Annotated in this window: 28 protein-coding genes; 15 read left to right on the forward strand and 13 right to left on the reverse strand. The window is 61.1% G+C overall.

What is annotated here, in order from left to right; translation table 11 throughout:
- Complete coding sequence (locus tag AACY25_RS13005; protein ID WP_339525045.1) at positions 1–405, reverse strand: GFA family protein; 405 nt, start codon at positions 403–405, stop codon at positions 1–3.
- Positions 406–485: 80 nt separating this feature from the next.
- Here AACY25_RS13005 and AACY25_RS13010 point away from each other — a divergent pair, with 80 nt between their 5' ends.
- From AACY25_RS13010 to AACY25_RS13020, 3 genes are all read left to right on the forward strand, one after another.
- Positions 486–1,430 (forward strand): AEC family transporter, encoded by a 945-nt coding sequence (locus AACY25_RS13010; protein WP_339525700.1) that lies wholly within the window; start codon positions 486–488, stop codon positions 1,428–1,430.
- A 76-nt stretch (positions 1,431–1,506) separates the two neighbouring features.
- Positions 1,507–2,565 (forward strand): PA0069 family radical SAM protein, encoded by a 1,059-nt coding sequence (locus AACY25_RS13015; protein WP_339525047.1) that lies wholly within the window; start codon positions 1,507–1,509, stop codon positions 2,563–2,565.
- Between the two features lie 121 nt (positions 2,566–2,686).
- The gene (locus tag AACY25_RS13020; RefSeq protein ID WP_339525049.1) at positions 2,687–3,415 is read left to right on the forward strand and encodes a carbonic anhydrase; all 729 of its coding nucleotides are present in this window, start codon (positions 2,687–2,689) and stop codon (positions 3,413–3,415) included.
- 30 nt (positions 3,416–3,445) lie between these two features.
- On the opposite strand, the gene AACY25_RS13025 is transcribed toward AACY25_RS13020, so the two are convergent.
- Positions 3,446–4,102, reverse strand: coding sequence for a hypothetical protein (locus tag AACY25_RS13025; protein WP_339525051.1), 657 nt, complete (start codon positions 4,100–4,102; stop codon positions 3,446–3,448).
- Positions 4,103–4,463: 361 nt separating this feature from the next.
- On the opposite strand from AACY25_RS13025, the gene coxB reads away from it, so the two are divergent.
- From coxB to AACY25_RS13045, 4 genes are read left to right on the forward strand one after another with little or no spacing between them, the layout of a single operon-like run.
- On the forward strand, positions 4,464–5,588 hold the full coding sequence (coxB, locus tag AACY25_RS13030) for a cytochrome c oxidase subunit II (protein WP_339525052.1): 1,125 nt from the start codon (positions 4,464–4,466) through the stop codon (positions 5,586–5,588).
- Between the two features lie 4 nt (positions 5,589–5,592).
- Positions 5,593–7,185 (forward strand): cytochrome c oxidase subunit I, encoded by a 1,593-nt coding sequence (ctaD, locus tag AACY25_RS13035; RefSeq protein WP_339409451.1) that lies wholly within the window; start codon positions 5,593–5,595, stop codon positions 7,183–7,185.
- A gap of 11 nt (positions 7,186–7,196) precedes the next feature.
- On the forward strand, positions 7,197–7,763 hold the full coding sequence (locus AACY25_RS13040; RefSeq protein WP_339525054.1) for a cytochrome c oxidase assembly protein: 567 nt from the start codon (positions 7,197–7,199) through the stop codon (positions 7,761–7,763).
- An 11-nt stretch (positions 7,764–7,774) separates the two neighbouring features.
- Positions 7,775–8,671 (forward strand): cytochrome c oxidase subunit 3, encoded by an 897-nt coding sequence (locus tag AACY25_RS13045; RefSeq protein ID WP_339525057.1) that lies wholly within the window; start codon positions 7,775–7,777, stop codon positions 8,669–8,671.
- A 6-nt stretch (positions 8,672–8,677) separates the two neighbouring features.
- On the opposite strand, the gene AACY25_RS13050 is transcribed toward AACY25_RS13045, so the two are convergent.
- Complete coding sequence (locus AACY25_RS13050; protein ID WP_339525059.1) at positions 8,678–8,881, reverse strand: twin transmembrane helix small protein; 204 nt, start codon at positions 8,879–8,881, stop codon at positions 8,678–8,680.
- 88 nt (positions 8,882–8,969) lie between these two features.
- Here AACY25_RS13050 and AACY25_RS13055 point away from each other — a divergent pair, with 88 nt between their 5' ends.
- The 5 genes from AACY25_RS13055 (at position 8,970) to AACY25_RS13075 (ending at position 13,060) form a co-directional block, all read left to right on the forward strand.
- On the forward strand, positions 8,970–9,701 hold the full coding sequence (locus AACY25_RS13055) for an SURF1 family protein (protein WP_339525061.1): 732 nt from the start codon (positions 8,970–8,972) through the stop codon (positions 9,699–9,701).
- Positions 9,676–10,260, forward strand: coding sequence for a hypothetical protein (locus AACY25_RS13060; RefSeq protein WP_339525063.1), 585 nt, complete (start codon positions 9,676–9,678; stop codon positions 10,258–10,260). The genes AACY25_RS13055 and AACY25_RS13060 overlap by 26 nt, the downstream gene beginning before the upstream one ends.
- Before the next feature lie 191 nt (positions 10,261–10,451).
- Positions 10,452–11,492, forward strand: a complete 1,041-nt coding sequence (locus AACY25_RS13065) for a COX15/CtaA family protein (RefSeq protein WP_339525065.1) — start codon at positions 10,452–10,454, stop codon at positions 11,490–11,492.
- Positions 11,493–11,516: 24 nt separating this feature from the next.
- Entirely contained in the window at positions 11,517–12,416 is a 900-nt protein-coding gene (cyoE, locus tag AACY25_RS13070; RefSeq protein WP_339525066.1) for a heme o synthase, read from the forward strand.
- A gap of 11 nt (positions 12,417–12,427) precedes the next feature.
- Positions 12,428–13,060: an SCO family protein gene (locus AACY25_RS13075; protein WP_339525067.1), complete on the forward strand. Its 633-nt coding sequence runs from the start codon at positions 12,428–12,430 to the stop codon at positions 13,058–13,060.
- Between the two features lie 4 nt (positions 13,061–13,064).
- Here AACY25_RS13075 and AACY25_RS13080 read toward each other — a convergent pair whose 3' ends face one another.
- Positions 13,065–13,490, reverse strand: a complete 426-nt coding sequence (locus AACY25_RS13080; protein WP_339525068.1) for a VOC family protein — start codon at positions 13,488–13,490, stop codon at positions 13,065–13,067.
- Positions 13,491–13,600: 110 nt separating this feature from the next.
- On the opposite strand from AACY25_RS13080, the gene AACY25_RS13085 reads away from it, so the two are divergent.
- Positions 13,601–14,521: a LysR substrate-binding domain-containing protein gene (locus AACY25_RS13085; RefSeq protein WP_339525069.1), complete on the forward strand. Its 921-nt coding sequence runs from the start codon at positions 13,601–13,603 to the stop codon at positions 14,519–14,521.
- A 139-nt stretch (positions 14,522–14,660) separates the two neighbouring features.
- Here AACY25_RS13085 and AACY25_RS13090 read toward each other — a convergent pair whose 3' ends face one another.
- The 7 genes from AACY25_RS13090 to AACY25_RS13120 form a co-directional block, all read right to left on the reverse strand.
- The gene (locus AACY25_RS13090) at positions 14,661–15,431 is read right to left on the reverse strand and encodes a MetQ/NlpA family ABC transporter substrate-binding protein (protein ID WP_090254402.1); all 771 of its coding nucleotides are present in this window, start codon (positions 15,429–15,431) and stop codon (positions 14,661–14,663) included.
- Between the two features lie 79 nt (positions 15,432–15,510).
- Positions 15,511–16,188: a methionine ABC transporter permease gene (locus AACY25_RS13095; RefSeq protein ID WP_090254404.1), complete on the reverse strand. Its 678-nt coding sequence runs from the start codon at positions 16,186–16,188 to the stop codon at positions 15,511–15,513.
- Positions 16,188–17,195 (reverse strand): methionine ABC transporter ATP-binding protein, encoded by a 1,008-nt coding sequence (locus tag AACY25_RS13100; RefSeq protein ID WP_339525072.1) that lies wholly within the window; start codon positions 17,193–17,195, stop codon positions 16,188–16,190. The genes AACY25_RS13095 and AACY25_RS13100 overlap by 1 nt, the downstream gene beginning before the upstream one ends.
- Positions 17,196–17,396: 201 nt before the next feature.
- Complete coding sequence (locus tag AACY25_RS13105) at positions 17,397–18,251, reverse strand: PA5502 family lipoprotein (protein WP_339525074.1); 855 nt, start codon at positions 18,249–18,251, stop codon at positions 17,397–17,399.
- Between the two features lie 282 nt (positions 18,252–18,533).
- The gene (gene znuB / locus AACY25_RS13110; RefSeq protein ID WP_339525076.1) at positions 18,534–19,322 is read right to left on the reverse strand and encodes a zinc ABC transporter permease subunit ZnuB; all 789 of its coding nucleotides are present in this window, start codon (positions 19,320–19,322) and stop codon (positions 18,534–18,536) included.
- Positions 19,315–20,121, reverse strand: a complete 807-nt coding sequence (znuC, locus tag AACY25_RS13115; RefSeq protein ID WP_339525078.1) for a zinc ABC transporter ATP-binding protein ZnuC — start codon at positions 20,119–20,121, stop codon at positions 19,315–19,317. The genes znuB and znuC overlap by 8 nt, the downstream gene beginning before the upstream one ends.
- Positions 20,118–20,603: a Fur family transcriptional regulator gene (locus AACY25_RS13120; protein WP_339525080.1), complete on the reverse strand. Its 486-nt coding sequence runs from the start codon at positions 20,601–20,603 to the stop codon at positions 20,118–20,120. The genes znuC and AACY25_RS13120 overlap by 4 nt, the downstream gene beginning before the upstream one ends.
- A gap of 93 nt (positions 20,604–20,696) precedes the next feature.
- Between AACY25_RS13120 and znuA the strand changes: the two genes are divergently transcribed.
- Positions 20,697–21,626: a zinc ABC transporter substrate-binding protein ZnuA gene (gene znuA / locus AACY25_RS13125; protein WP_445262155.1), complete on the forward strand. Its 930-nt coding sequence runs from the start codon at positions 20,697–20,699 to the stop codon at positions 21,624–21,626.
- Between the two features lie 182 nt (positions 21,627–21,808).
- On the opposite strand, the gene AACY25_RS13130 is transcribed toward znuA, so the two are convergent.
- Entirely contained in the window at positions 21,809–22,759 is a 951-nt protein-coding gene (locus AACY25_RS13130; RefSeq protein ID WP_339525081.1) for a homoserine kinase, read from the reverse strand.
- A gap of 15 nt (positions 22,760–22,774) precedes the next feature.
- Positions 22,775–23,059 (reverse strand): DUF2782 domain-containing protein, encoded by a 285-nt coding sequence (locus AACY25_RS13135; RefSeq protein ID WP_339525082.1) that lies wholly within the window; start codon positions 23,057–23,059, stop codon positions 22,775–22,777.
- A 74-nt stretch (positions 23,060–23,133) separates the two neighbouring features.
- Here AACY25_RS13135 and polA point away from each other — a divergent pair, with 74 nt between their 5' ends.
- Positions 23,134–25,977 (forward strand): DNA polymerase I, encoded by a 2,844-nt coding sequence (gene polA / locus AACY25_RS13140; RefSeq protein ID WP_339525083.1) that lies wholly within the window; start codon positions 23,134–23,136, stop codon positions 25,975–25,977.
- Positions 25,978–26,109 lie beyond the last annotated feature (132 nt).

A 26,109-nucleotide genomic window follows, 5' to 3' on the forward strand; every position in this document is an offset into this window, starting at 1 on the left:
TCAGTCCATCACTTCCTGATCTTCCTCGGGTAACTGCGGATCGAGATGCAGCCAGGGCAGGCGACTTTGCACCCAGATATGTCGATCCGCTGGAGCCAGTTCAGGCTGGTCGAGGGTGGCGATAGTAATATCCAGGCTGTGCGGGCTGAGTGTGGTGAATAGCGTCAGCTGCGCGCCGCAAGTTGGGCAGAAGCTGCGCGTGCAGCTGGCTGACGAGGCGTATTCGCGTGGTGTGCCGGCCAACCAGCGAAAGCTCGCCAGTGGCACGCTAATCCAGGTGGTGACGATGCCACCGCTGCTGCGCCGGCAGATGCTGCAGTGGCAGTGCGCGATGTCCTGCAGCGGTGCTTCGAACTGATAGCGCAAGGCCCTGCACTGGCAACCTCCTTGGTGGGTATTGGACATAGCGCATTCTCGTCGTGACAGTCAGGTAAAGCAGCCTAATACCGACATCGACCTTGCGTCACCCCAAGGGGCTGCTCAAGATGGCGGCTTGCCTGTGGCTGGAGGTTGCCGTGCTGGAGTTGTTATTGGCCTTGTGGCCGCTGTTTGCCTTGATCGTGGCCGGGTATTACCTGCGCTGCTGGGCGTTCCCCAATGAGGCGTTCTGGCCGGGGGCCGAGCGGCTGAACTACTTCATGCTGTTCCCGGCGCTGTTGTTCAGCAGCCTGGCCACGGCGCCGCTGGATAATCCGGCGTTGCCGCGCCTGGGCTTGGCCGTGCTGTTGGCGCTGGGCATGGCCTGGGTGGCGCTGTTAGTGGTGCGACGCGTGCGTGGTTGGCCGGCGGGGCGCTTCGGAGCGTTTAGCCAGGGCATTCTGCGATTCAACACCTACCTCGGCTTGGCGGCGGTAGGCAGCTTGTTTGGCCAGGAAGGCTTGACCTTGGCGGCCATCATGCTTGCCCTGATGGTGCCGACGGTGAATGTGCTGTCGGTGTGGTCGTTGACCGCTGAGCGTGGCGTCAGTGCGCGCAGCCTGTTGCTGCCAATCCTGAAAAACCCATTGATCCTCGCCTGCCTGGGGGGCGCGCTGGTCAACCTAAGTGGTCTTGGCCTGCCGGGCGGCAGTGATCGACTGCTTAGCCTGCTGGCCGCCGCCAGCCTGCCGCTGGGTCTGCTCTGTGTCGGTGCGGCACTGAAACCTGAACAGTTGGGCGGTGAGATTCCGGCACTGGGTTGGAACAGCCTGCTACGTCTGTTGGCCATGCCGATGCTGGCTTGGGCGGTGGCCTATGGTCTGCAGCTGCCGGCGATGGAAAGCACCGTGCTGGTGCTGTTCTTTGCTCTGCCAACCGCGCCAACGGCATACGTGCTGACCCGTCAGCTGGGCGGCGATAGTCAGTTGATGGCCGGCATCATCACCCTGCAAACCTTGCTGGCGGCAGCCAGTTTGCCGCTGCTGTTGCTGCTGGTGGCAGGTACGGCATAACGACGGGCTGACGGTCGGCGCTTGGTGGTGTAAATAAATTACTGTATTTATATACAGTAATTTATGGAGTCAGCCCATGTCCGTTTCTCTGCCGCCGCGCGGTCGCGGTACCGCCAGTAACCCGCATAACCGCTTTGCTCCGCAGCGCATCATCGCCAGCGATGACGGCTGGTTTCAGGAAGTGCCGCCCAGCCGGGCGACCGAGGTGCGCTGCGAAACCGCGAAAAGCATCATCACCCGCAACCAGTCGCCGGACTTGCCGTTTGATCGCTCGCTCAATCCCTATCGTGGCTGTGAACATGGCTGCATTTACTGCTATGCCAGGCCGAGCCACGCCTATTGGGATTTGTCGCCCGGGCTGGATTTCGAAACCAAGTTGATCGCCAAGACCAACGCCGTTGCGCTGCTCGAACAGCAGCTGAGCAAGCCGGGCTATGTCTGCGCGCCGATCAATCTGGGTTCCAATACCGATCCCTACCAGCCGATCGAGCGCCAGCATCTGCTGACCCGCAATAGCCTCAAGGTGCTGCTCGACTACCGTCACCCGGTGACCATTGTCACCAAGGGCTCGCTGATCCTGCGCGACCTCGACCTGCTTAGCGAACTGGCGCAGCAACGGCTGGTTGCGGTGATGATCAGCCTGACCACCCTGGATAACGAACTCAAACGCATCATGGAGCCGCGTGCTGCGGCACCGGCGGCGCGTCTGCGGGCGATTCGTGTGCTGCGCGACAACCGTATCCCGGTCGGCGTGTTGTGTTCGCCGATGATCCCAATGATCAACGACATGGAAATGGAACACTTGCTGGCAGCGGCCAAGGATGCCGGCGCGCAGAGCGCCAACTACATGCTGTTGCGCCTGCCGCGTGAAGTCGCGCCGTTATTCGAGGAGTGGTTGCAGGCGCACTATCCGCAGCGCGCCGAGCATGTCCTTAGTCTGATCCGTCAGAGCCGAGGCGGCGCGCTGTATGACAGCCGCTTCGGTCAACGTTTTCGTGGCGAAGGTGCCTTTGCCGAGTTGCTCGCCCAGCGTTTTGCCCTGGCCAGCAAACGTCTGGGCTTGAACCGGCGTGATGACTTCAACCTCGATTGCACGCGTTTCTGTCCACCAGGTGGTCAGTTGGCGCTGCTCTAACAGGCTCGCAAGGTGATGGTTGCCGTCAGGGCCTGCGGCAGTAACACTTGGCATGTGACTCGCTAGCGGCCTTGGCTGTCGTTTTAGCAGCGGTTATTCAGGCTCATAAGAGGTCGCACACATGCCATACAAGCATCAGTTGATCCCGCTGCAGGGGCGCACCGGTACTGAAAGTGCTGAGGAAGCCCTGCAGAGCATCGTCGACGGTTTCAAACGCTTTCGCAGCGAGGTCTTTCCGCAGCAGGAGGAGCTGTTCAAGAAGCTCGCCACCGCGCAGAACCCACGCGCGATGTTTATCACCTGCGCGGACTCGCGGGTGGTGCCTGAGTTGATCACCCAGAGCTCGCCTGGCGACCTGTTCGTCAACCGTAACGTCGGCAACGTGGTGCCGCCCTATGGGCAAATGATGGGCGGGGTTTCTACGGCAATCGAGTACGCGGTAATGGCTCTGGGCGTACAGCACATCATCATCTGCGGGCATTCCGACTGCGGTGCGATGAAGGCTGTGCTCAACCCCGCTGATCTGGAGCGCATGCCCACGGTAAAAGCCTGGCTACGGCATGCCGAAGTGGCCAAGACCGTGGTGGCAGACAACTGCGGCTGCGCCGATCACACCACCTTGGGCATCCTCACTGAGGAAAACGTGGTGGCGCAGCTCGATCACCTGCGCACCCACCCTTCGGTGGCCTCGCGCATGGCCTGCGGCCAACTGTTTATACATGGCTGGGTGTATGACATCGAAACCAGCGAGATCAAAGCTTACGATGCGGAGAAGGGTGAATTTCGCCTGATCGGCGACGGCCCGCTGCCGATGGCCACTCCCCGCGCGCGCTATCTGCCGAGCAGCTAGTCGGCAAACGCGCGCGAGGTTCAAGGCCTGCTAACCCGCCGCGCGGGTTTCATCCAGCTGCAGCTCAACCCCAAGCTGCCGCGACAGGCATGGCCAGCGCTGCCAGGCCGCGTCGGTTTGCGGGTTGTTCAGGCGCTCGCGGTAAACCTGCACCGAGTCTTGGGCAAAGCTGGCATCGTCGAGCATGCCATCGACGGCATGATGCACAGCCTCATCCAGCTGGTTGGCGAAGGCCTCGCCGATCAGCTGGTGAGCGATCAGATTGGCCACCGTGGTATCCAGTGGAATCAACGGCGCGCCTAAGTGAGCGATGTAGCGATCATTCACTTCTTCGACCAGACGATGGGCCAGATAGGCCTCGTCGAGTAGCCCCTCCAGCCCTTCATGGCCGGCCATCAGTGCTGGCGGTTGCAGAAAGAATTGCTCGGCGACCTTCAGCACCGGCTTGATCTGCGCCTCGATCCCCGCTTCCTGCGACACCTGATGGGCCGCCTGCAATAGCTCGGGTACCTGCTCGATATAGGCGCTGACAAAACGCTGCAGGACGCCTTGAGTGTCTTCATTAGGCAGACGGATGGACGGGTGCAGTTGGCCCAGATGAGCCTGCATCTGACTGGCCAGGTGACCCGTGCTGGCTTCGTGTTGGTGCGCACGCTGGATCAATGCGTGCAAAGCGGCGATGTTCATGACTGCTCCTGAAATGAGGACATGGGCGAGAACCTTAGCTGGCTGAGCGCATCGGCTAAGACCCGATTGTCATAATTATTAAACAGTTATGCGAGTCGGCTATATGCCGCACTTGCCGTCCCTGCCTATCCCGCGCCAGCCGCGGTCTCTAGCGCGTGCCTTGCAGTCTGTTGCTCATTTCGGTTTTCGCATTGCCAGGTGCAAGTCCGTGTCTATACTCGAATTCGAAAGGCAGTACCTGATAGCTCCGAATCGGCTGCGGCATGGACAGTCTTCGCAGGCATTTTCACCGTGAAATGTGCGAAGTCTTAGCCACTAAGCGATTCGGCGGGATAACAAGAAAAATTAAGGGGAACCCGCAATGATGCGACATCCACGAGTCTGGATGGGCCTCCTGTTGTGGTTGGTATTCAGCTCGGCACACGCCAGCTGGGGCGTCAATATGGCGCCGGGTGCCACCGAGGTCAGCCGCTCAGTATTTGATTTGCACATGACCATCTTCTGGATCTGCGTCGTGATCGGCGTGATCGTGTTCGGCGCGATGTTCTGGTCGATGCTCGTGCACCGCCGCTCCACCGGCCAGCAGCCGGCGCACTTCCATGAAAGCACCACGGTCGAGATTCTCTGGACAGTCGTACCGCTGGTGATCCTGGTGGGCATGGCCATTCCGGCAACCAAAACGCTGATAGATATCTACGACAGCACCGAATCTGAGCTGGATATCCAGGTCACCGGCTATCAGTGGAAATGGCACTACAAATACCTGGGCGAGGACGTCGAGTTCTTCAGCAACCTAACCACGCCGCAAGATCAGATCAACAACAAGGCCACCAAGGGCGAGCATTACTTGCTGGAGGTCGATGAGCCGCTGGTGGTGCCGGTCGGCACTAAAGTGCGCTTTCTGATCACTGCCGCCGATGTCATTCACTCTTGGTGGGTGCCGGCCCTGGCGGTGAAGAAAGACGCCATCCCCGGGTTTATCAATGAATCCTGGACGCGCATCGACGAGCCCGGCATCTACCGTGGCCAGTGCACCGAACTGTGCGGCAAGGATCATGGCTTTATGCCGGTGGTGGTCGAGGCCAAGTCAAAAGAGGACTACGCCGCCTGGCTCGCCGAGCGCAAACAACTGGCAGCCGCCGAAAAAGAACTGACCAGTAAAGAGTGGACCATGGACGAGCTGATGGCCCGTGGCGAGAAGTCCTATCAGACCAATTGCGCATCCTGTCACCAGCCAACGGGTGAAGGGCTGCCGCCGATGTTCCCGGCGCTGAAAGGTTCGGCCATCGCCAAGGGTGAAGCTAAAGGGCACATCAATATCGTGGTCAACGGCAAGCCGGGAACTTCCATGGCCGCCTTCGGCAAGCAACTGTCGGAAGTCGATATCGCCGCGATCATCACCTACGAACGCAATGCCTGGGGCAATAACGTCGGTGACGTGGTCACGCCCAAGGACATTCTAGAGTTCAAGAAGGCTCAGGAGTAAGGACATGAGTGCAGTGATCGACACGCATGGTCATGCCGGGCACGACCATCACCATGGCCCCGCCAAGGGCCTGATGCGCTGGGTACTGACCACCAACCACAAAGACATCGGCACCATGTACCTGTGGTTCAGCTTCGCCATGTTCCTGCTTGGCGGCAGCATGGCCATGGTGATTCGCGCCGAGTTGTTCCAGCCGGGTCTGCAAATTGTGCAGCCGGAATTCTTCAACCAGATGACCACCATGCACGGTCTGATCATGGTGTTCGGCGCGGTGATGCCGGCCTTCGTCGGTCTGGCCAACTGGATGATTCCGCTGATGGTCGGCGCGCCGGATATGGCCTTGCCGCGCATGAACAACTTCAGCTTCTGGTTGCTGCCTGCTGCGTTCGGCATGTTGATCAGCACCTTGTTTATGGAGGGCGGCGGACCCAACTTCGGTTGGACCTTCTATGCGCCGCTGTCGACCACCTACGCGCCGGAATCGGTGACCTTCTTTATCTTCGCCGTGCACCTGATGGGCATCAGTTCGATCATGGGGGCGATCAACGTAGTCGCCACCATCCTCAACTTACGCGCCCCCGGCATGACCCTGATGAAGATGCCGCTGTTCGTCTGGACCTGGCTGATCACCGCGTTCCTGCTGATCGCGGTAATGCCGGTGCTGGCGGGTTGCGTGACCATGATGCTGATGGATATCCACTTCGGCACCAGCTTCTTCAGTGCTGCCGGTGGCGGTGACCCGGTGCTGTTCCAGCACGTGTTCTGGTTCTTCGGCCACCCCGAGGTGTACATCATGATCCTGCCGGCGTTCGGCGCGGTCAGTGCGATCATCCCGGCCTTCGCCCGTAAGCCGCTATTTGGCTACACCTCGATGGTTTACGCCACTGCGTCGATCGCCTTTCTGTCGTTTATCGTCTGGGCGCACCACATGTTTACCGTCGGTATCCCGCTGACCGGCGAGCTGTTCTTTATGTACGCGACAATGCTGATCGCCGTGCCGACTGGGGTGAAGGTGTTCAACTGGGCCAGCACCATGTGGCGTGGTTCGATGACCTTCGAAACGCCGATGCTGTTCTCGGTGGCCTTCGTCATCCTGTTCACCATCGGCGGTTTCTCCGGCCTGATGCTGGCCATCGCTCCGGCGGATTTCCAGTATCACGACACCTACTTCGTGGTGGCGCACTTCCACTACGTTCTGGTGCCTGGGGCAATCTTCGGCATCTTCGCCTCGGCTTATTACTGGCTGCCGAAGTGGACCGGGCATATGTATGACGAAACCCTCGGCAAGCTGCATTTCTGGATGAGCTTTATCGGTATGAACATGGCGTTCTTCCCGATGCACTTCGTCGGCCTGGCCGGCATGCCGCGGCGTATCCCGGACTACAACATGATGTTCGCCAACTTCAACATGGTGTCGAGCATCGGCGCCTTTATGTTCGGCGCGACTCAGCTGTTGTTCCTGTTTATCGTCATCAAGTGCATCCGTGGCGGCAAACCGGCAGCGGCCAAGCCTTGGGACGGTGCCGAAGGGTTGGAGTGGACCGTGCCGTCGCCAGCTCCGTATCACACCTTCACCACGCCGCCTGAAGTGAAATAGGGAGCCGAGCGATGAGCGAAGCCCTGTCGACCCGCCGCCTGGTTATCCGCCTGTCACTGGTGGTGGTTGGCATGTTCGGCTTTGGCTTCGCCCTGGTGCCGATCTATGACGTGATGTGCCAGGCCTTCGGCATCAACGGTAAAACCGCCGGTGCCTATGAGGCCGGGTTGCAAAGCACTGATGAATCGCGCCAGGTGCGGGTGCAGTTTCTTGCGACCAATTCGGCTGGCATGGTCTGGGAGTTCGGCCCGACGGCCGATGAGCTGACGGTGCAGCCTGGTGCGAGCAACGAGATGCTGTTCGTGGCTCACAACCCTACGGACAAACCAATGACCGCCCAGGCGATTCCCAGTGTCGCGCCCTCCAAGGCGGCTGCCTACTTTCACAAAACCGAATGCTTTTGCTTTACCCAGCAGGTATTGCAGCCGGGCGAGCGTATCGAAATGCCGGTGCGTTTCATCGTCGACCGGGATTTGCCGGCAGATGTTCGGCACCTGACGCTGGCCTACACCTTGTTCGATATCACCGCGCGCAAGCCGCCGGTGGCACAGGCGCCCCTTGCCCGGGCGACGCCATAAGGAGAACAACAATGTCGAGTCACGAGAATCATCAAAACTACTACGTCCCGGCGCAGAGCAAGTGGCCGATCATCGCCACCCTCGGCATGCTGTTTTCGGTGTACGGAGTCGGTACCTGGTTCAACGATATGAAGGCCGATCGGGCCGACTCCAACGGCCCGCTGATTTTCTTTATCGGCGGGCTGTTCCTCGCTTACATGCTGTTTGGCTGGTTTGGTAACGTGATTAAAGAAAGTCGTTCCGGCCTTTATAGCCCACAAATGGACCGTTCGTTTCGTTGGGGCATGAGCTGGTTTATTTTCTCCGAAGTGATGTTCTTCGCCGCTTTCTTCGGCGTGCTCTTCTACGTCCGTTACTGGGCCGGTCCCTGGTTGGGCGGCGAGGGCGATAAAGGTATCTCCAACATGCTCTGGCCCGGTTTCGAATACACCTGGCCGATGCTCAACACGCCGGATCCAAAACTCTATCCGGCACCCAGTGGCACTATCAGCGCCTGGGGTTTGCCGCTGATCAATACCATTCTGCTGGTCACTTCCAGCTTTACTCTGACCTTTGCCCACCATGCGCTACGTAAGAATCACCGCAAGCCGCTGACCCTGTGGCTAGCGCTGACGGTGATTCTTGGCCTCGCCTTTCTGGTGCTGCAGGTCGAAGAATATATCCACGCCTACACCGAACTTGGCCTGACCCTGGGCTCGGGCATCTACGGCGCGACCTTCTTTATGCTCACCGGCTTTCACGGTGCTCACGTGACCTTGGGCGCGCTGATGCTGAGCATCATGTTGATTCGGGTTGTTCGCGGGCATTTCAGCCCCGAGCAGCACTTCGGCTTCGAGGCGGCGGCCTGGTATTGGCATTTTGTTGATGTAGTGTGGATTGGCCTGTTTGTCTTCGTTTATGTGCTGTGACGAGACTTACCAGGTTACGTGTGAGATCAGTTGGCCACTGTAAAAGCCCCAGGCAATAAGGGCGACGGTCAGCGCGGTGAGGGTCACGCGCACAGTCAGCGCGTTGACCACACGGGAGGTTTTACCTTCGTCCTTAACCAAAAAGAACAGGCCACTGAACAGGCTGACCAGAGTAGCCAGTAGTAACAGGACGATCGCGGCTTTAAGCATGCGTGACTCCCAAGCGGAACTTCGGGGGAAGGGAAATGTGTTTCAGCTGCAGTATAGCCAGCTTGTTCAGGGCATTAGGGCGGTCGCAATGAGTGCCTTCCGTCCTGGCTGGCTGCCCAGCGTTCTGGTGCTGCTGCTGTTTCCTTGCCTGATCGCGCTGGGCTTCTGGCAGCTGGAGCGGGCCGAAGAAAAGCGCGAGCTGTTGGCCGCACACCAAGCTCAGCAATTGGCTGCTCCCATCAGCATCGCTGAGCTGGAGCGGCATTCCAACCCGGCTTACCAGCGTGTGCAGTTGCAGGGTTATTTCGATGCGGGGCATACCCTGCTGCTAGACAACCGCACCCGCGACGGCAAGGTCGGTGTAGAGGTGCTGCAACCTTTTTATGATCAAGCCAGCGGTCTTTGGCTGCTGCTCAATCGCGGCTGGTTACACTGGCCAGATCGGCGTATTAGCCCCACCTTCGCTACCCCGGATACGCCGCTGCGCCTGCAGGCCACGGTGTATGTGCCGCTGGGCGAGCCCTTTAAGTTGCAGGCAGTGGCGCCGGCAATCGGCTGGCCGCGGCTGGTCAACGAAGTGAAGCCGGATGCTCTGTGGCAGCAGCTGGGGCGTGGCGGCCTGAGCTATGAAGTGCGCCTCGAGCCGGGCCCCGCGTCATTTCAGAGCGATTGGCCGATTATCGCCATGAGCCCCGACAAACACCTTGGTTATGCCGTGCAATGGTTCGCCCTGGCGGCGGCCTTGCTCTGCCTGTTTATCTATTTAGGTCTATCTAACGCGCGGGAGACTCGCCATGAACCCAGCCATCGCCCTGCCTGAAGTGTCGCCTGAACAGCGGCGCCGCGGGCGGCTGCAACTGATCCTGATTCTGGCCGTGGTAATCGGCCCGATGATCCTTGCCAGTGCCATGTACCAGTGGCGTTTCTGGGTACCAGAAACCCGTAGCTACCACGGCGAACTGATCGGCACCGGGCAGACTCGCGCCGATCTTGGTGTCGTGGGTGCCGACGAGCAGCGTTGGCAGTTGCTAGTAACCGTGCCGGATGTTTGTGATGCCGCCTGCAAGGAGCTGGTTTTTCTCGCTCGCCAGGTACATATCGGCCTAAATCGTGATGTCGCCCGCGCTGCCCATGGCCTGGCCAGTGCCCTGCCTATTGCGGACGACTATGACGCCCAACTGCGCCGCGAATATCCGCAGCTGGCGCGCTATCAGTTGCAGCTGGATGCCTACGGCAAAACCGCCGGCAACGCCCCCGGTGCGCAGCTGTGGATCGTCGACCCGCGCGGCAACCTGGTGCTGCGGTATGACGCCACCAGCAAGGGCAAGTCGATTCTCAATGATCTACGGCATCTGCTGAAAATCTCGCAAATTGGTTGATAGACCCTTAGAGGACTAATACACGTTGTTATCCCGCGCTGGAATCAGGCTCGGGCTGCTTTTCTAACGCTCGTAGATTTCACGTGCTAAGCGGATCTGCATGTTTGCCTTCGGCGGTTGTTTCCCCAGGGTGTTGTATTTGTCGAACCTTCGCTGGCTAGGGTTTTCAAAGGTCTACCTAAGGAGAAAAGATGAGCAAGCCTGGTTACCGTTTTGCCCTGTTCGCCACCGTGCTGGCGGTCGTTGTGGTGTTACTCGGTGCCTATACCCGCTTGACCCATGCCGGCCTGGGTTGCCCGGACTGGCCTGGCTGCTACGGCTTTATTGGTGTGCCGATGAGCGAGCATAAGCAGACCCTGGCCGAAGCGCGTTTTCCTGAAGCGCCGGTCGAAGTCGCCAAGGGCTGGTACGAAATGATCCACCGCTATTTTGCCGGTGCTCTGGGGCTGGTGATTCTTGGCCTGGCGGTACAAGCGCTGCGCCGCCGTGGTGAGGCGAATCAGCCGCTCAAACTGCCCCTGCTGTTGCTCGGTTTGGTGACATTGCAGGCGGCTTTCGGTATGTGGACGGTGACGCTGAAACTCTGGCCGCAGGTGGTGACAGCGCACCTGCTTGGCGGCTTTGCCACGCTCAGCCTGCTGTTCTTATTGACCCTGCGCTTATCCGGCCGGTTGGCTTTATTGCCGGCGTTATCCGCAACGTTGCGTGGCCTGGCTGCTGCCGGTCTGTTGCTGGTAATTGGCCAGATTGCCTTGGGCGGCTGGGTCAGCAGCAACTACGCGGCGGTTGCCTGCGTCGATCTGCCGACCTGCCATGGTGAGTGGTGGCCGGCGATGGATTTCGCCAACGGGTTTCACTTGACCCAGTATATCGGCCCCAATTACCTCGGCGGCCAGCTGGATAGCGACGCGCGCACCGCCATTCATATGACCCACCGTATTGGCGCGCTGCTGGTGACCCTGGTGTTGCTGCTGTTGGCTTGGCAACTGAAGCGCCATGGCCTGGCGCGGTTGGCCGGGCTGCTGGTGCTGGCGTTGGCGGTGCAGATCAGCCTGGGTATCAGCAACGTGGTGTTTCATCTGCCACTGCTGGTGGCGGTGGCGCACAACCTCGGCGGTGCGGCTCTGTTGCTGACTTTAGTGCTGATCAATTACCGGCTGCGTAGCAGCTTAGCGCGGGCATCCCAAACGACGAGCGCGCAGGCTGGTTTCGCTGCGCTGCCCGGCAAATAACTAGAACAATCGAGGAGAGACCCTATGGCTACTCTAGCGCGCGAACAGCAAGCCCACGTCAGCTGGCGCGACTACCTGGAGCTGACCAAGCCCAAGGTGGTGGTGCTGATGCTGATCACCTCCTTGGTCGGCATGTTTCTCGCCACCCGTGCGGGCGTGGCCTGGCAAGTGCTGATCTTCGGTAATCTCGGTATCGGCCTGTGCGCTGGCGCGGCGGCGGCGGTCAACCATGTGGTCGATCGGCGCATCGACTCGATAATGGCGCGCACGCTCAAGCGTCCGGTCACTTCGGGGCGCATCTCGCCGACTGCCGCGCTGGGGTTTGCCTTATTGCTAGCGGTAGCTGGGATGGCGCTGCTGCTGACCTTTACCAACGAGCTGGCGGCCTGGCTGACCCTGGCCTCCTTGCTCGGTTACGCGGTGCTTTACACCGGCTTTCTCAAGCGCGCTACGCCGCAAAATATCGTCATCGGTGGTCTGGCCGGCGCCGCGCCGCCTCTGCTTGGCTGGGTGGCCGTGACCGGGCATATCAGCGCCGAGCCGTTGCTGCTGGTGCTGATCATTTTCGCCTGGACACCGCCGCACTTCTGGGCTCTGGCCATCCACCGCAAAGAGGAATACGCCAAAGCCGATATCCCCATGCTGCCGGTGACCCACGGCGAGCACTACACCAAGGTGCATATCCTGCTGTACACCCTGGTGATGTTTGCGGTGACCCTGCTGCCCTATGCCATCCATATGAGCGGGCTGCTCTATCTCGCCTGCGCCGTGCTGCTGGGCGGGCGCTTCCTGCACTGGGCGGTGGTGCTGTACCGTGACAGCAAACCGCATGCCGCGATCAACACCTTCAAATACAGCATCTGGTATCTTTTCGCGCTGTTTATCGCCCTGCTGGTCGACCACTATCTGCTGTTAAACCTGTAATCGTTGGTGCCATGTCCCGAACCCAGATCACCGTTTTTGTTCTCGTTGCCATTGTCGCCCTGGTGCTGGGCCTGACCGTCAATAAGGTGCTGACCAGCAAGGGTCAGGGTGATCCCACCGTTCTACTGGATGCCGGCATCGTTCTGTTGCCACAGAGCCGCAGCCTGCCAGAGTTGAGTCTGACCAATCAGGACGGCCAGGCAGTTGCTGTCGATCAGCTCAAGGATCAGTGGAGCCTGCTGTTTTTCGGTTACACCTTCTGCCCGGATATCTGCCCCGCCACCCTCGCCCAGCTGCGTCAATTGCAGGGCCAGCTACCGCCGGAAACCCTGGCCAAGTTGCGCATCGTGCTGGTTACGGTGGATCCGAACCGCGATACGCCGGAGCAGTTGAAGAAGTACCTGGACTATTTCGATGCCGGTTTTATCGGCCTGACCGGCGAGCAGGCGACTCTGCAGAAGCTCGCCAACGGCGTCAGCATTCCGTTTATCCCGGCTGATACCAGCAAGGAAAACTACACCGTCGACCATAGCGGCAACTTGGTAATCATCGGCCCGGATGGCAAGCAGCGCGGCTTTATCCGCGCGCCGATCAACAACGCCAAGTTGGCCGCGCAGCTGCCCGGCCTGCTTGATCGTTCATAAGGCACTATTTGGCGAATAGCTGGCTGATGTCCTTAAACGCCTTGAACTCCAGGGCGTTGCCGCATGGGTCGAGCAGGAACAACGTGGCCTGCTCACCGACCTGGCCGGCGAAGCGCACATAGGGTTCGATCACAAATTGCGTGCCTTTGGCCTGTAGTCGCGCCGCCAGCGTTTGCCAATCCTCCCAGCCCAACACCACACCGAAATGCGGCACCGGCACGTCGTGACCGTCCACAGGGTTGCTGTGCGCTGCTTCCTGATAGGCCATCTTCGGCGCCTGATGGATCACCAGTTGATGGCCGAAGAAGTCGAAATCCACCCAGTGGTCGCTGCTGCGGCCTTCGGCACAGCCGAATACCTCGCCATAGAAATGCCGTGCGGCAGCCAGGTCGTAGACGGGAATAGCCAGGTGAAAGGGTGCGAGAGCCATGCTGAGATTCCTTGAAAGGGCGGTCTGCTGATTCTCAGCAACAGCGATTCTGATTAAAAGCAAATATCATTGCTCGCAAGCACAAACAAAATTGATCAGTCGAGGCGTCGATGCTGCGCGAATTGAAAACCTTTGTGGCGGTGGCGCGGCATGGCACCTTCGCTGCGGCCGGCCAGCAGGTTGGTCTGACTCAATCGGCAGTGAGCGCACAAATGCGTGTGCTGGAGCAGGGCCTGGGTGTGAGACTGTTCGAGCGCAGCGGGCGTTCGGCGGTGCTCAACGCTGCCGGTCGGCACGCTTTGCCGCTGGCGGAACAGATGCTCGGACTGTATGCACAGATGGCCTTGCCGACCAGCGCAGCCGAGTGGCAGGGCGAGCTCAAGGTCGGCGCAATTGCCACGCTGCAGACCGGCCTGCTACCCGAAGCCTTGCCGCGTTTTCGCGCTGCGGCCCCACGGGTCGAGCTGAAGCTGGTGCCAGGCGTATCGCTGAACCTGCTGAGCCAAATAGATGCTGGTGAGTTGGATCTGGCGCTGCTGATCAAGCCGCCCTTCGAGCTGCCCAAGGAGCTGCTGCAGATCAGCCTGGCGCGCGAGCCGTTTGTGCTGATCACCCCGCTCGGCGTGACGGCGGATGATCCGCTGCAGATCCTCGCCGAGCAGCCGTTCGTGCGTTACGACCGACGCTCGTTCGGTGGCCGGCGGGTCAATCAGTTTCTCCGCGAGCAGCGCCTGACTGTGCAGGAAGCGCTGGAGCTGGATGAGCTGGAGGCCATCGTGCGGATGGTCGAGTGCGGGCTTGGTGTGTCGCTGATTCCGCGTGCGGGCCTGTGGCTGCAGCGGCCGACGCAGTTGCGGGTGATCGAGCTGGGCGAACTGACTTTTCACCGCGAGCTGGTGGCGATATTGCGTCGAGCTCAGCGTCAGCCGGCTCTGGACTGCCTGCTGGAGTGCCTGCGCGAAGCCGCCTTAAACGACAAACCCCGCACAGGGCGGGGTTTGTCAGAGGGTGCAGATAACGGCGGTGCATAGAATCTGTTTCGGAGCTAGCGAGCTAGAGCCAAACAAGGCGAAAACGGTTGAGGAAGCGCAGTTTACGAGCTGTAAATGAGCATTCCGAAGCCGTTTTCAACGCAGTTTGGCCGACGCGCAGCAGACCCGAGGCAGGTTCTTAGAACGCCGGAACTACGGCGCCCTGGTACTTCTCAGCGATAAAGGCTTTCACTTCGGCGCTGTTCAGCGCCTTGGCCAGTTTCTGCAGGGCCGCGTTGTCCTTGTTGTCGGCACGCGCAACCAAGATGTTGACGTACGGCGAGTCGTTACCTTCGATGATCAGCGCATCCTTGGTCGGGTTGAGCTTGGCCTCCAGGGCGTAGTTGGTGTTGATCAGTGCCAGGTCAACCTGGGTCAGCACGCGCGGCAGGGTGGCCGCTTCCAGTTCACGCACCTTGATGGTTTTCGGGTTCTCGACGATGTCTTTTGGCGTGGCGAGGATACCGGCTTCCGGCTTGAGGGTGATGAGGCCAGCCTTTTGCAGCAGCAGCAGGGCACGGCCGCCATTGGTGGCGTCGTTAGGGATCACCACGTTGGCGCCTTGCGGCAGGTCGGCCAGGGTTTTGTGCTGGCTGGAGTAGGCGCCGAAGGGCTCGACGTGTACGCCGGCAACGCTGACCAGTTCGGTGCCGCGGCTCTTGTTGAATTCATCCAGGTATGGCTGGTGCTGGAAGAAGTTGGCATCCAGGCGCTGCTCGGCGACCTGTACGTTCGGCTGCACGTAGTCGGTGAAGACCTTGATGTTCAGCTCAACGCCTTCTTTGGCCAGGGCCGGCTTAACGAACTCGAGGATTTCCGCGTGCGGTACGGCAGTGGCCGCGACGCTCAGGCTTTCGGCCTGGGCAGAAAAGGCTGCCAGGGCAGCAAATGCAGCGATCAGTTTTTTCATCGTAAAGCTCCTTGTGGGATGTGTGCGGAGGCCGGCAGGTAACCGGTATCCCGCTGTCTTGTGCGCCCCGTGGGGCACGCTATTTTCTGGAAAAGTGCACCACCAGCTTGTCGCCGACGGTTTGTAGGATCTGTACCAGCACCAGCAACAGGATCACCGTCACTGCCATCACGTCTGGCTGATAACGCTGATAACCGTAACGCACCGCCAGGTCGCCGAGGCCGCCGCCGCCAATCAGGCCGCTCATGGCGGTGTAGGACACCAGGGTAATCGCGGTCACGGTGATCGCGGCGATGATGCCGGGCAACGCCTCGGGCAGCAGCGCGTTGACCACGATCTGCCGGGTGGTTGCGCCCATCGCCTGGGTCGCTTCGATAATGCCGCGGTCGACTTCACGCAGCGCGGTTTCCACCAGGCGTGCGAAGAACGGCGTGGCCCCGACTACCAGTGGCGGGATGGCGCCGGCGACGCCCAGCGAGGTGCCGGTGACGATCACTGTGAAGGGAATCATCACGATCAGCAGGATCACGAACGGCACCGAGCGCAGGATATTTACCAGCAGCGACAGGAAGCCGTAGAAGGCCTTCTGCTCGAACATCTGCCGGGGGCTGGTCAGGAATAGCAGCACACCCAGCGGCAGGCCGAGCAGCACGGTAAACAGCATGGAGCCGCCGAGCATGCTCAGGGTGTCCAGGCTGGCGTAGCCGATTTCCGCCCAATCAACGTTGGGTAGCAGGCGAGTCAGTAAGGCTTCCATTAGCGCAGCACCTCCAGATGGACGTCGGCGGCTTCGAAACGCGCCAGCGCGGCGTCGAGATCGCCGCCGGTCAGGGCCAGGGTTAGCTGGCCGTAGGGGGTGTCCTTGATGCGGTCGATACGCCCGGCGAGGATGCTGTAATCCACCCCGGTTTCGCGGGCCACGGTGCTCAGCAGCGGCGCGTAGGTGGCCTCGCCCTGGAAGGTCAGGCGCAGGATACGCCCGGCGACATGGGCGAAATCGTCACGCTGTTCGTTCTCGTCGATCTGCTCGGCTTCCTGCACAAAGCGCTTGGTGGTGGTGTGCTGCGGGTGCAGAAACACTTCGGCCACCGGGCCGGATTCGACGATAACGCCGGCATCCATGACGGCAACGCGGTCACACACGCGACGGATCACATCCATCTCGTGAGTGATCAGCACGATGGTCAGGTTCAGCTCGCGATTGATCTCGGCCAGCAGCTGCAATACCGAGGCGGTGGTCTGCGGGTCGAGGGCGCTGGTGGCCTCGTCGCACAGCAGAATCTTCGGTTCGGTGGCCAGGGCGCGGGCAATGCCGACGCGCTGTTTCTGCCCGCCGGAAAGCTGTGCCGGGTACTTATTGGCGTGATCCTGCAGGCCGACCCGCGCCAATAGCTCGGCAACGCGGGCGTTGATGGCGCTGCGCGGCAACTCGCCCGCCAATTTGAGCGGCAGAGCGACGTTGTCGGCAACGGTCTTGGAAGACAGCAGATTGAAGTGCTGGAAGATCATCCCGACCTGTTGGCGGAAACGCCGCAAGCCGCTGGCGTCGAGTGCGGTGACGTCTTCGCCGTCGATCTCGATACGCCCGCCGGAAGGCTGTTCCAGGCGGTTGATCAGACGCAGCAGGGTGCTTTTGCCGGCCCCGGAGTGACCGATGATGCCGAACACTTCGCCCCGGGCAATCTGCAGATCGCTCGGTTGCAACGCGGGGATGTCCTGACCACTGACGCGATACGCCTTGTGGACCTGGTGAAAATTGATCACGGGATAAACCTTTTGGGTTTTTCGGGCTGCCGGGTAGGCCGAAACGGCGGCTAGTCTACCCGGCGCTGTTTAGGTCGCAAAAATCTTTGTAGACCTATGGTTATAGCTAAATTGCATTAAGTGACTGGCTGCTCTGGGCAGTGTAGCCAGCGCCAATGCAAACGACCGGGCAAGCCCGGTCGTTATGCTGCCCCAGCCGCATCAGCGCTTGGGCGTGAGCACCAGCTGCGGTACCTGAGCGGGTTTGATCACCTGGCTCATGCGCGGGCTGAAACTTGGGTCAATGCGTTTGATCCGCGCATTGAGCAAGGAGGCAACCCAGGGGAAATCCTTGGCCTGGCGTACTTCGATGCGCACTGCGCAATTGAACGCGACCATATCCGCCGCAACCCCGTCGAGCAGGCTGCGCAGGCGCTCGTTGTCCTGGTTGTCGAGCATCGGCAGGGCGATCACGCTGCTGGCAGCTGCTGGGTCGATCAGCCGGGCCTTCGGCTTGGCCGGTGCGGGCGCTTCGGCTGGCGGGGTATTCGGCAGCTGAGTGGCCTGGATCGCAGCAGCCTGGCGTTCGGCAGCCAGACGCAGCTGGCGTGCCTGCTCTATACGCGCGGCTTCGGCCCGGGCGTCGGCCTGCTCAGCAGAGCGGCGCTGTTGTGCGGCGGCGGCCAGTTCGGCTTCACGGGCCTGGGCGATAGCACCATCCAAGCCGGTGGTCAGCGCCGGTGCTTGCGGCATCAGACTGCGCGCGCGGCTCAGGGCTTTGGTGGCGTTGTCCAGATCGCCGGCTTGCAGGGCTTTCTGGCCTTGTCGCAAATGCGCTTCGGCGAGCTGGCGCTGGTATTGCTCCAGACGCGTATCACCGGCGGCGCGTTGCTGCAGGCTAACGAGCTGGTTTTCGGCGCCGCTCAGGTCGCCGCTGGCGAGGCTCTGGTCGAGTTGGCGAAAGGCGCTGACCAGGTCGTCCACCGGCAGGTTGGCCGGCTGCTGTGGCGCGCTTTGGCAGCCGGCCAGCAGCAGAACCAGAATCAGGGGGAATCCACGGAAAACGAACGATTTCATTACTGCGCGTCTCGAATTGTGCAAAAAACGCGCAAGTTTACACTGCGCTGTCGGTCACAACCAATCTTTCGGCCCGTGCGCCGTAGCAGGCTCACCTTAGGGTGGGTTAGCGACGCCATGCTCGTACTTCCTGGCACTGCCCCTCCGGCGCGTCGCGTAACCCGCCGGGCGATCTTCCGTGTTGCTCCGATGGTGGGTTACGGCGCAAGGCAAATCGCCCAGGCCATCCAGCTGGTAACAAGCGCCTAACCCACCCTACGAGAAGTCGTTTAAGCGCATATTTCAGGCGGTGCGCCGTGGTAGGGCAAAGCTCAGTAAAAACAGTGATGCGGCGCTGACCACGATGGATGGGCCGGCCGGAGTGTCCTGAAACCACGACAGGCTGAGCCCGCTGCACACCGCGACAATCCCCAGCAGGCTGGCGCCGAGGGCCATCTGCTCTGGCGTGCGCGCATGGCGCTGGGCGGCGGCGGCGGGAATGATCAGCAGCGAGGTGATCAGCAGCACGCCGACAATCTTCATCGCCACGGCGATCACCACCGCGATCAGCAGCATCAGGCTCAGACGAATCGCTGCCACGGGCAGGCCTTCAACCTTGGCCAGCTCCTCGTGCACGGTAATCGCCAGCAGCGGCCGCCACAGCAGCGCCAGCAGCATCAGCACCAGCGCGCTGCCGCCGATAATCCAGGCCAGGTCGGTCGGGCCGACGGCCAGCAAATCGCCGAACAAATAGCCCATCAGGTCGATGCGCACATCCTGCATAAAGCTCAGCACCACCAGACCCAGCGACAGGGTGCTGTGGGCGAGGATGCCGAGCAGGGTGTCGGAGGCGAGCGGCTGGCGGCTTTGCAGGGTGACCAGCAGTACCGCCAGTAGCACGCAGCCGACAGTTACCGCCAAGGTCGGGCTGACGTCGAGCATCAGGCCGAGGGCGACGCCGAGCAGCGCGGCATGTGACAGGGTGTCGCCGAAATAGGCCATGCGCCGCCACACCACAAAGGAGCCCAGCGGGCCGGCGACCAGCGCCAGGGCCAGGCCGGCGAGCAGGGCATTGAGCAGAAAATCAGCCATGCTTGCAGCCATCTCCGTGGATATGCGGTTTTACCGGGCCTTTGATGCTTAGACCCGCTGGCGTTTCAGTGACCACCGCGCCGTGCAGGTCGTGCTCATGGTCATGGTGATGGGTGTAGACGGCCAGGCTCTTGGCATCCTCGCCGAATAGCTCGACAAAGGCCGGATCGAAACTGACCTGCTCCGGATGGCCGGAACAGCAGACATGACGATTGAGGCAGACCACCTGGTCGGTGGTGCTCATCACCAAATGCAAGTCGTGGGACACCATAAGCACGCCGCAGCCATGGCGGTCGCGTAGTTGGGTAATCAGCCGGTACAGCTCCGCCTGGCCGGCGACATCGACGCCCTGCACCGGCTCATCCAGCACCAGCAGCTCCGGTTTTCGCAGCAGGGCGCGGGCCAGCAGCACGCGCTGCAGCTCGCCCCCGGAAATGCTTTGCAGCGGGCTGTCGATCACCTGTTCGGCACCCACTTCGGCCAGCGCTGCCTGCACATCGGCGCGTGTGACGCCCGGTACCAACCGCAGAAATCGCAACACCGAGAGCGGCAGGGTGGCATCGACATGCAGCTTTTGCGGCATATAGCCGACGCGCAGTTTGGGCTTGCGCCAGACGCTACCGGTGTCGGGTTTGAGCAGGCCGAGCACGGCGCGCACCAGGGTGGTCTTACCGGCGCCGTTGGGGCCGATCAGGGTGACGATTTCCCCAGGCTTTACGCTCAGCTGCACATCATCGAGCACGCGTTGTCCGGCGAAGGTCACGCCCACGCCGGTCAGGCGGATCAGGGCGTCGCTCATGCGGTCTCCCGGCAGCCTGCGCAAAGGCCTACCACTTCTACCGTCTGGCTTTCCACGGCGAAGCCAACCCCGGCCGCACTGTTGATGATGGCATTGCTGATCGCGGCCTGTTCGAGCTCGATGGCCGCATGGCAGCCACGGCAAATGAGGAACTGGCCCTGGTGAGCGTGTTCCGGATGACTGCAGCCGACAAAGGCGTTGAGTGAGGCGATGCGGTGCACCAGGCCGTTTTCCAAGAGGAAATCCAGGGCGCGGTACACCGTCGGTGGCGCGGCGCGACGGCCATCTTCATCGCTCAGCACGCCGAGGATGTCATAAGCCCCTAGCGGCTTGTGACTGGCCCAGACCAGCTCCAGCACGCGCTTGCGCAGAGTGGTCAGGCGTAACCCCTGGCGCGCGCAGATGCTTTCCGCCTCTGCGAGGGCATGAGTGACGCAGTGAGAATGGTCGTGTGGGCGTGAAGCCAGCGGCGCTTGAGTCATGGGCAACGACGAATAAGGTGAGAGACGTTATTATATTACCCGTTCCTTCCCGCTTGAGTGTTCCCCGTGTTACGTCTTTTTCCGGTTTTGAGTCTGCTGTTGATCACTTTATCCCTGAGTTTTGTGGCCCAGGCCCAGTCTCAAACCCAGCTGCGGGTGCTGACTAGCATCAAGCCGCTGCAGCTGATTGCCGCTGCCGTGCAGGACGGAGTCGGCCAGCCCGATGTACTGCTGCCGCCGGGCGCTTCACCGCACCACTACGCGCTGCGCCCCTCCGATGTGCGCAGCGTGCGTGATGCTGACCTGCTGTATTGGGTTGGCGCGGACCTTGAGAGCTTTCTGCCACGCGTGCTAGCCGGCCGGGATAAGCCAAGCGTGGCCGTGCAGGATGTGCCAGGTATATCCCTACGGCATTTTGGCGATAGCGGAGGGCAGCACGCCGAGCATCAGGATGATCACGCAGATCACGCCGCCGACCAGCATGACCACGCCCATCGCCCCGGCAGCCTGGATGCGCATCTCTGGCTGCTGCCAGCCAATGCCCGAGTGATTGCCGGCAAGATCGCCACCGACCTGGCGCAAGCTGATCCGGCCAATGCCGCGCGTTATCAGGCCAATGCCAAGGCGTTCGGCCAGCGTCTGGATGCTTTGGATCAGCGTCTGAAAACCCGCTTGAGCGGCCTGGCCGGCAAGCCCTACTTCGTTTTCCACGAAGCTTATGACTATTTCGAGGCCGCCTATGGCCTTAAGCACGCCGGGGTGTTTAGCGTGCTCGGTGAAGTGCAGCCTGGCGCCCAGCACGTTGCCGCCATGCGCGAGCGCTTGCAGCAAGCGGGGCCGAGTTGTGTGTTCAGCGAACCGCCGTTCCGCCCGCGCCTGGCGCAAACCCTGACCGCCGGCCTGCCTGTCACCTTAGCCGAGCTGGACGCCATGGGCGGCGCATTGCCAGTGGATGCAAAGGGCTATGAAGCTCTGCTGGAAAACATGGCGGGCGAATTGGCAGGGTGTCTCGAGGCGCTGTAGTCAGGGCTCGGGGCTAAGAATCTGCCTACGATCTCGCGAGCTAGAGCCATGCAAGGCGCTACGTAGTAACAGCCTCCGGCTGGTCAAAACGGCGAGGAGGCGGAGTGTACGAGCTGTACATGAGCATTCCGAGCCTGTTTTTAACGCAGCAGGGCCGACGCGCAGCAGATCGTAGACAGGTTCTAGAAGGCGAACGGCAGCGCTAGATCCACCTGCTGGCGCTGTGCCAAGCGGCGCTGGAATTCGCCTGGATCGTGGATCAGCACCTCCTGGCCAGCGAAGGATTCCGCGGCAATCAGGCGTGACAGCCAGAAGCGCACGCAGGCGATGCGCAGCATGGCCGGCCACAGCTCAGCTTCTGCTGCGGTGAATGGCCGCAGGCCGGCATAGGCCCCGAGCAGCGCTTGTGCGCGTTTGCTATCGAGGCTGCCGTCGGCAAACGAGCACCAGTCATTCAGGGCGATCGCCAGGTCATAGAGCATCGGCCCCGAGCAAGCGTTGTAGAAATCGATCACCCCGGCCAGATGGTTGCCGTCGAACAGCACGTTGTCGCGGAACAGGTCGGCATGCAGATTGGCCTGCGGCAAGGCGAGGATACGCGGCCTGAGTGCGTGGATCTCCGCCAGCGCATCGCGCAGCAGCGGCAGCTGTTGATCAGGCAGCTGCAAGGCCAGGCTCGGCCCTTCAGCCAGCATCCAGTCCAGGCCGCGATCACTCTTGCGTGGCAGCGGCTGATTGCGCGTAGCCAGGTGAATGCGCGCCAGCAGTGCGCCGACTTCCTGGCAGTGATGCGCATTGGCGTCGTGCACATGCTTGCCGGCCAGGCGCGGCTGCAACAGCGCCGGCTTTTCCGCCAGGCTGCGCAACGCCTCGCCGCTGCCCGTACGCAGGGCATAAGGCACTGGCAGGCCGGCGTCGTGCAGCACGTCGAGCAGTTCTATAAAGAACGGCAAGTCGGCGCTTGGGCCACGCTCGATCAGGGTCAGAACGAACTCGCCCTGCTCCAGGCTGACGAAGAAATTACTGTTCTCGCTGCCCGCGGCAATGCCCTGAAAATCGCGCAAGCGACCCAGGCCATAGGGGGCGAGAAACGCCTCGAGCTCGTGGCGCTCAAGCGGGGTAAACACAGACATTGCAGAACTGCCTTCTTACCAGCTGAAAATTTCCCAGGCCGGAATCAACATATCCGGGCTGTCCGAACGGACGAAGTTGCCATCGCTGCCATCGGCACGTACCAGGAAGTACGGTTTGCCGCCTTTGGGGATTACCTTGACCGCGTAGAGAAAACCGTTGACCCGGTATTCATGGATGGTGCGGTCGCCGTCCTGGCGAATGGTCACATCCGGGTCGGCCGAAACTGGATCTTCGGCGTGAGCGACCAGGGTGGTGAATGCCAGCAGGCTGGCCAGCAACAGGCTATTGAGTGCGCGCATGATAACCTTGTCCCTTTGATTCCAATGGTGCGGCCATTCTACCGCCGCCCCCGCCGAAAAGGTTGATCCTGCTCATGAGCCAAGCTCCTCTCGTTCTGGTTGACGGTTCGTCTTACCTTTACCGTGCCTTCCATGCCCTGCCGCCGCTGACCACTTCCAAGGGCTTGCCCACTGGTGCGGTGAAGGGCGTGCTGAACATGCTCAAGAGCCTGCGTAAGCAGTATCCGAAAAGCCCGTTTGCCGTGGTGTTCGACGCCAAGGGCGGGACCTTTCGTGATGAAATGTTCGCCGAGTACAAGGCCAATCGACCGTCGATGCCCGATGAGCTGCGCGTACAGGTCGAGCCGCTGCATGCCAGCGTCAAGGCCCTGGGTTACCCGCTGCTGTGCGTCGAAGGCGTCGAGGCCGATGATGTGATCGGCACCCTGGCCCGCCAGTGTGCGGCCGAGGGTCGCGATGTGGTGATCTCCACCGGCGACAAGGACATGGCCCAGCTGGTTTGTCATCACGTTACGCTGGTCAACACCATGACCGGTAGCGTCTATGACATCGATGGCGTGAAAGCGAAATTCGGCGTCGGTCCTGAACTGATCATCGATTACCTGGCGCTGATGGGCGATAAGGTCGACAACATTCCTGGCGTGCCGGGCGTGGGCGAAAAAACTGCGCTGGGCCTGCTGGTCGGGGTCGGTGGTGGTCTGGATGTGCTCTACGCCAACCTCGATAAAGTGCCGGAACTACCGATTCGCGGCGCCAAGACCCTGCCCGCCAAGCTCACCGAACATCGCGATATGGCTTATCTGTCCTACGCGCTGGCGACCATCAAGCTGGATGTACCGCTGAATATCGCCGTCGAATCGCTGCACCCGGGCGAGATGGACGTACCTGCACTGGTCGAGTTGTACGCCGAGCTGGAATTCAAAAGTTGGCGCGAAGAGTTGCTGCGCAGCAATCCGGCCCCGGCGGTCAAGGCCCCGGTAGCGGCAGCGGATGATCTGTTCGCCCTGGCGCCTAGCGCCAGTTCCGCTACTGTCGTTGCTCCGACTGTTGAAGCAGCGGCAATCGAAGCCGCGGTTACCGAGCTGCCCGCGCCGGCAGCCTTGGGTGATTACCAGTGCATCTTGGAGCAGGTGCAGTTCGACGAATGGCTGGAGAAGCTACGCAATGCCGAGCTGATTGCCTTCGACACTGAAACCACCGGACTGGATGCACAAAAGGCTCATTTGGTCGGCCTGTCCTTTGCGGTTAAGGCCGGCGAAGCAGCCTATATCCCGGTCGCTCACTCCTATATGGGTGTACCGGCTCAGCTGGATCGCGATGCGGTGCTTAAGGCGCTAAAGCCGATTCTGGAAGACCCGCACAAGGCCAAGGTCGGTCAGCACGCCAAGTACGACATCAATATTCTCGCCAATGCCTCGACGCCTATTACGGTGCAGGGCGTGGCCTTCGACACCATGCTCGAATCCTACGTGCTGGACTCCACCGCCACCCGTCACGATATGGACAGCCTGGCGCTCAAGTACCTGGATCACAGCAACATTCGTTTCGAGGACATCGCCGGCAAAGGCGCCAAGCAGCTGACCTTCGACCAGATTGATCTGGCCCAGGCCGCGCCATACGCCGCTGAAGATGCCGATGTGACCCTGCGTCTGCACCAGCATCTGTGGGCCAAGTTGTCGGCTGAGCTGAGCCTGGCCAAGGTGCTGCAGGAAATTGAAATGCCGCTGGTGCCAGTGCTGGCGCGCATCGAGCGTCAGGGCGCGCTGGTGGATGCCAAGTTGCTCGGCCTGCAAAGCAATGAGCTGGGCGAAAAGCTGGTGGCGCTGGAGCGTCAGGCTTTCGAGATTGCTGGCGAGGAGTTCAACCTGGCCTCACCCAAGCAGCTCGGGGTGATTCTTTACGAGAAACTCGGCCTGCCCATCATCAGCAAAACCGCCAAGGGCCAGGCATCGACGGCTGAAGCGGTATTGGCCGAACTGGCTGAGCAGGAGTTCGAGTTGCCCAAGGTGCTGATGCAGTACCGCTCCCTGAGCAAGCTGAAAAGCACCTACACCGACCGTCTGCCGGAGCAGATCAATCCGCGCACCGGGCGTATCCACACCAGCTATCACCAGGCGGTGGCGGCCACCGGGCGTTTGTCGTCTACCGACCCGAATCTGCAGAATATCCCGATCCGCACCGCCGAGGGCCGGCGTATCCGCCAGGCCTTTGTCGCGCCCAAGGGCTACAAGCTGCTGGCGGCGGACTATTCGCAGATCGAGCTGCGCATCATGGCCCACCTGGCCAAGGATGAAAGCCTGCTGGATGCCTTCCGCCATGGCCGCGATGTGCACAAGGCCACCGCTGCTGAGGTATTCGGCGTGCCGCTGGATCAAGTCACCGGTGATCAGCGCCGCAGCGCCAAGGCGATCAACTTCGGCCTGATCTACGGCATGAGTGCCTTCGGCCTGGCCAAGCAGATCGGCTGCGACCGCAAGCAGGCGCAGGCCTATATCGACGTCTACTTCGCCCGTTATCCCGGCGTGCTGGCCTATATGGAGCGCACCCGTGAGCAGGCGTCCGAGCAGGGCTTTGTCGAAACGCTGTTCGGCCGACGCCTGTACCTGCCGGATATCCACGCGAAGAACCAGGCGCTGCGCAAAGGCGCCGAACGTACGGCGATCAACGCGCCGATGCAAGGCACGGCGGCGGACATCATCAAGCGCGCCATGGTGACGGTGGATAACTGGCTGAGCGAATCCGGCCTGGATGCAAAAGTCATCCTGCAGGTACACGACGAACTGGTGCTGGAGGTTCGCGAGGATCTGGTCGCACAAGTCAGCGAGCAGATCCGGCCACTAATGGGTAATGCCGCGGCGCTGGATGTACCGCTGCTGGTGGAGGTCGGCGTGGGCGACAACTGGGATGAGGCCCATTAAGGCGTTACCCGCAGCCTGGGAGAAGCGCATGTGTATCAATGCCGGTTGCTTATAACTAATTAATTTTTAGCTGCGTCTGAACTTTGCTATGGCTTGGCCACTCAGAGTTTATGAATGGCCTAGACAACCATT

It is taken from the genome of Pseudomonas sp. EA_35y_Pfl2_R111 (assembly GCF_963970955.1).
Lineage (GTDB): Bacteria > Pseudomonadota > Gammaproteobacteria > Pseudomonadales > Pseudomonadaceae > Aquipseudomonas.

Excerpts from the sequence above, each read along its gene's own strand:
- AACY25_RS13005 (WP_339525045.1), bottom strand. The coding sequence starts at position 405 with ATGTCCAATACCCACCAAGGAGGTTGCCAGTGCAGGGCCTTGCGCTAT.
- AACY25_RS13010 (WP_339525700.1), top strand. The coding sequence starts at position 486 with ATGGCGGCTTGCCTGTGGCTGGAGGTTGCCGTGCTGGAGTTGTTATTG.
- AACY25_RS13015 (WP_339525047.1), top strand. The coding sequence starts at position 1,507 with ATGTCCGTTTCTCTGCCGCCGCGCGGTCGCGGTACCGCCAGTAACCCG.
- AACY25_RS13020 (WP_339525049.1), top strand. The coding sequence starts at position 2,687 with ATGCCATACAAGCATCAGTTGATCCCGCTGCAGGGGCGCACCGGTACT.
- AACY25_RS13025 (WP_339525051.1), bottom strand. The coding sequence starts at position 4,102 with ATGAACATCGCCGCTTTGCACGCATTGATCCAGCGTGCGCACCAACAC.
- coxB (WP_339525052.1), top strand. The coding sequence starts at position 4,464 with ATGATGCGACATCCACGAGTCTGGATGGGCCTCCTGTTGTGGTTGGTA.
- ctaD (WP_339409451.1), top strand. The coding sequence starts at position 5,593 with ATGAGTGCAGTGATCGACACGCATGGTCATGCCGGGCACGACCATCAC.
- AACY25_RS13040 (WP_339525054.1), top strand. The coding sequence starts at position 7,197 with ATGAGCGAAGCCCTGTCGACCCGCCGCCTGGTTATCCGCCTGTCACTG.
- AACY25_RS13045 (WP_339525057.1), top strand. The coding sequence starts at position 7,775 with ATGTCGAGTCACGAGAATCATCAAAACTACTACGTCCCGGCGCAGAGC.
- AACY25_RS13050 (WP_339525059.1), bottom strand. The coding sequence starts at position 8,881 with ATGCTTAAAGCCGCGATCGTCCTGTTACTACTGGCTACTCTGGTCAGC.
- AACY25_RS13055 (WP_339525061.1), top strand. The coding sequence starts at position 8,970 with ATGAGTGCCTTCCGTCCTGGCTGGCTGCCCAGCGTTCTGGTGCTGCTG.
- AACY25_RS13060 (WP_339525063.1), top strand. The coding sequence starts at position 9,676 with ATGAACCCAGCCATCGCCCTGCCTGAAGTGTCGCCTGAACAGCGGCGC.
- AACY25_RS13065 (WP_339525065.1), top strand. The coding sequence starts at position 10,452 with ATGAGCAAGCCTGGTTACCGTTTTGCCCTGTTCGCCACCGTGCTGGCG.
- cyoE (WP_339525066.1), top strand. The coding sequence starts at position 11,517 with ATGGCTACTCTAGCGCGCGAACAGCAAGCCCACGTCAGCTGGCGCGAC.
- AACY25_RS13075 (WP_339525067.1), top strand. The coding sequence starts at position 12,428 with ATGTCCCGAACCCAGATCACCGTTTTTGTTCTCGTTGCCATTGTCGCC.
- AACY25_RS13080 (WP_339525068.1), bottom strand. The coding sequence starts at position 13,490 with ATGGCTCTCGCACCCTTTCACCTGGCTATTCCCGTCTACGACCTGGCT.
- AACY25_RS13085 (WP_339525069.1), top strand. The coding sequence starts at position 13,601 with ATGCTGCGCGAATTGAAAACCTTTGTGGCGGTGGCGCGGCATGGCACC.
- AACY25_RS13090 (WP_090254402.1), bottom strand. The coding sequence starts at position 15,431 with ATGAAAAAACTGATCGCTGCATTTGCTGCCCTGGCAGCCTTTTCTGCC.
- AACY25_RS13095 (WP_090254404.1), bottom strand. The coding sequence starts at position 16,188 with ATGGAAGCCTTACTGACTCGCCTGCTACCCAACGTTGATTGGGCGGAA.
- AACY25_RS13105 (WP_339525074.1), bottom strand. The coding sequence starts at position 18,251 with ATGAAATCGTTCGTTTTCCGTGGATTCCCCCTGATTCTGGTTCTGCTG.
- znuB (WP_339525076.1), bottom strand. The coding sequence starts at position 19,322 with ATGGCTGATTTTCTGCTCAATGCCCTGCTCGCCGGCCTGGCCCTGGCG.
- znuC (WP_339525078.1), bottom strand. The coding sequence starts at position 20,121 with ATGAGCGACGCCCTGATCCGCCTGACCGGCGTGGGCGTGACCTTCGCC.
- AACY25_RS13120 (WP_339525080.1), bottom strand. The coding sequence starts at position 20,603 with ATGACTCAAGCGCCGCTGGCTTCACGCCCACACGACCATTCTCACTGC.
- AACY25_RS13130 (WP_339525081.1), bottom strand. The coding sequence starts at position 22,759 with ATGTCTGTGTTTACCCCGCTTGAGCGCCACGAGCTCGAGGCGTTTCTC.
- AACY25_RS13135 (WP_339525082.1), bottom strand. The coding sequence starts at position 23,059 with ATGCGCGCACTCAATAGCCTGTTGCTGGCCAGCCTGCTGGCATTCACC.
- polA (WP_339525083.1), top strand. The coding sequence starts at position 23,134 with ATGAGCCAAGCTCCTCTCGTTCTGGTTGACGGTTCGTCTTACCTTTAC.